The sequence below is a fragment of the Nonomuraea lactucae genome (assembly GCF_003313395.1).
GTDB classification, from domain to species: domain Bacteria; phylum Actinomycetota; class Actinomycetes; order Streptosporangiales; family Streptosporangiaceae; genus Nonomuraea; species Nonomuraea lactucae.
In genome coordinates this window covers 1-3,273 of record NZ_QNFZ01000695.1, presented here as the reverse complement: position 1 = coordinate 3,273, position 3,273 = coordinate 1, and the positions used below count along the sequence as shown (strand labels likewise).

The 3,273-nt window shown below is 73.8% G+C and carries 2 protein-coding genes and 1 pseudogene; all 3 read right to left on the bottom strand.

The features are described from left to right. The coding region (locus DQW85_RS25555; protein WP_420819185.1) for an NACHT N-terminal helical domain 7-containing protein at positions 1 to 430 on the bottom strand (430 nt) is incomplete at its 3' end. Between the two features lie 86 nt (positions 431 to 516). After that, a complete protein-coding gene (locus DQW85_RS25550; RefSeq protein ID WP_113702511.1) occupies positions 517 to 2,376 on the bottom strand; it encodes a propionyl-CoA synthetase in 1,860 nt (619 codons plus the stop codon). Between the two features lie 73 nt (positions 2,377 to 2,449). After that, a pseudogene (locus DQW85_RS25545) lies at positions 2,450 to 3,273 on the bottom strand (hypothetical protein); the annotation flags it as partial.

Sequence of the window (3,273 nt, the reverse complement as noted above, 5' to 3'; positions counted from 1 at the left end):
CGGGCAGCCGCCGCGCCAGCAGCGCGCGTACGAGCCCGGCGAACCCCTCGGCGGCCTCCCCGCCGAGCGCGAGCGCGGCCTGGTCGCCACGGTCCAGGCCGAGCTCCCGCAGCGTGAACGGCAGCTCCGCCTCGTCCAGCGCCGCGAACCAGGCCGACACCACGATCACGGCGTGCGCCGCGGCCAGCCGCTGGGTACGGGTGTGCCGGTTCACGCCGCCCTTCCAGCCGGGCACGCGGGGCAGCACGTGCTCGCCGTACCGGACGACGTCGTCCTTCAGGTCGGCGAGGGTCACGGCCATCCGCGCGCCGCCGGCGAGCGCCCACCCGGTCAGCGCCGCGTTGGAGGCGAACTCGGCGACCTTGACGAGCCTGTTCTCGTTGCAGCCGAGGATCTTCAGCGCGCCGGCGTAGCTCAGGGTCTCCGTCATGAGGGTCTCCGAAGCGGGGGATGTCCCATCATGGCGCGATCCACACCACTCAGGGGGGCTTTCGGCGGTCGCGGGCGGCCCGGTGGTCAGAGCGCGTCGGCGATCTCCGTCAGCGTCGCCGGGTCCTCGATCGTGGACGGTGTGCGGTAGTCGCGACCGGCCGCGATGTCGCGCATCGTGGCCCGCAGGATCTTGCCGGACCGGGTCTTCGGCAGGCGGCCGACCACCACGGCCCGGCGGAAGGCGGCGACCGGGCCGATGCGTTCGCGCACCAGCGCCGCGACCTCCCGCTCGACGTCGGCCGGGTCGCGCGAGGCGCCGGCCTTGAGCACCACGAAGCCGACCGGCAGCTCGCCCTTGAGGTCGTCGGCCACCCCGATGACCGCGCACTCGGCCACGTCGGGATGGGAGGCGATCACCTCCTCCATCTGCCCGGTGGACAGGCGGTGGCCGGCGACGTTGATGACGTCGTCGATGCGGCCCATGACGTAGAGGTAGCCCTCGGCGTCGATGTAGCCGCCGTCGCCGGTCAGGTAGTGGCCCGGGTAGCGCGACAGGTAGGACTCGGTGAAGCGGGCGTCGTCGCGGTAGAGGGTGGGCAGGGTGCCGGGGGGCAGCGGGAGCTTGATGGTGACCGCGCCCTCCGTGCCGGGCGGGCAGTCGGCGCCCGATGAGTCGAGGATGCGCACGTCGTAGCCGGGGACGGGCTTGGTGGGCGAGCCGGGCTTGACCGGCAGCGGGCCGAGGCCGACGCAGTTGGCGGCGACGGGCCAGCCGGTCTCGGTCTGCCACCAGTGGTCGATGACCGGTATGCCGAGCAGGTCGCCGGCCCAGTGGTAGGTGTCGGGGTCGAGCCGCTCCCCTGCCAGGAACAGGTAGCGCAGCCCCGACAAGTCCCACTTTTTCGCAAAATCCCCGGTGGGGTCTTCCTTCTTGATGGCGCGGATCGCGGTCGGCGCGGTGAACAGCGTGCGCACCCCGTGCATGGCCACCACCCGCCAGAACGCCCCAGGGTCCGGGGTGCCGACCGGCTTGCCCTCGTACAGCACGGTGGTGCACCCGGCCATCAGCGGCCCGTACACGATGTAGGAGTGGCCCACCACCCAGCCGACGTCGGAGGCGGCCCAGAAGACCTCGCCGGGGGCGGTGCCGTACACGCTGGACATGCTCCAGTGGAGGGCGACCGCGTGGCCGCCGTTGTCGCGCACGACGCCCTTGGGCGCGCCGGTGGTGCCGGAGGTGTAGAGGATGTAGAGCGGATCGGTGGCGGCCACGGCCGTGCAGCCCGCGGGGGTCGCGGCGCTCACGGCGGTCTCCCAGTCGAGGTCGCGGCCCTCGACCAGCGACGCGGGATGCTGGGGGCGCTGCAGGATCACGCAGTGCCGGGGCCGGTGCTCGGCCTGCTCCAGGGCGGCGTCGAGCAGCGGTTTGTACTCCACCAGCCGGGTGGGTTCGATCCCGCACGAGGCCGACAGCACCACGGCGGGCCTCGCGTGGTCGATGCGGACGGCCAGCTCGGCCGCGGCGAACCCGCCGAACACCACCGAGTGCACCGCGCCGAGCCGCGCGCAGGCCAGCATGGCCACGACGGCCTCGGGCACCATCGGCATGTAGATCACCACGGTGTCGCCGGCGCCCACGCCGAGGTCGCGCAGCATGCCCGCGGTCCGCGCCACCCGGTCGAGGAGCTCCGCGTAGGTGAAGTTGCGCACGGTGCCGGTCACGGGGCTGTCGTAGACCAGGGCCACCCGGTCGCCGTGCCCGGCGGCCACGTGCCGGTCGAGGGCGTTGTGGCAGGTGTTGAGCCGGCCGTCGGGGAACCATCGCCCATCGTCGCCCAGCACCGTCTCGGGGGGCACGTCCCAGTCGATGCCCCTCGCCGCCTCTGCCCAGAAGCGCTCGGGCTCGTCAATGCTTCGCCGGTAGGCGTCGTCGTAACCGCTCACCCCTCCGATCAGACCAGCACCCCCCACGTCCCCGCAAGCCCCCCTGTGACCGCCTGGCGGGCGCCTTCACCGCTCAGGGTGCGAAGCGCGCCTTCCACGGACCCGGCAGGTCCACGCGCAGCCACTCGCGGGCGTACGAGGGCAGCGGCGCGCGGGTGTGGACGATCACCACCTGGTGGCCGCGGTCGACCGCCTCACGGACGCGGTCAGGCTGCCGCTCGGCGAACCGCCGCGTGACACCCTGCGAGTCGCAGCCCAGCAGGTAGCCCATCTGCACGCCGGACTGGCCGTAGATCAGACACGGCGGCCGCACGCCCACGGCACGCAGCCCCTCGGCGGCCAGCTCCATCCTGTCCCGGTCCCGGTGTGTGATGGCCGCCATCCGGTACGCGTACGCGCCCTGGAGCGCGAGATGGGCCAGCACGCCGGCGACCAGCAGCACGGTCACCGGCAGCCGCCACCGGCCCGCCGGCCGGAGTCCCGTCACGGCCGCCGCGATCGGCAGCGCCAGCAGCGCGTACGCGGGCATCAGGAAGCGCGGCGCGGCGTACCCGACGTAGACGAAGTACGGCAGCGCGACGGCGAGTCCGGCGCCCGTGGCCGGCAGGAGCGGGCCGAGGCGGTGCTCGCGCCGCGCCGACCACAGGCCGAGGAGGGTCATCAGCGGGATCGCCAGCCACCAGATCAGCGCGACAGGCGACACCTCTCCGCACTTCACCCCGAACCGGCACAGCGACGGGCCGTCGAGCGCGCGGGCGTGGTCCAGGAGCGTGAAGGTCCAGCCGGTCAGGTTGGCGCTCCCGGCGTCGCGCAGCCGGGCCGCCACGCCGCCGTAGCCCAGCTCCGCCTCGGCCAGCCACTGCCCCCACCCGGCGGCCAGTCCCGCGGCGACGGCGG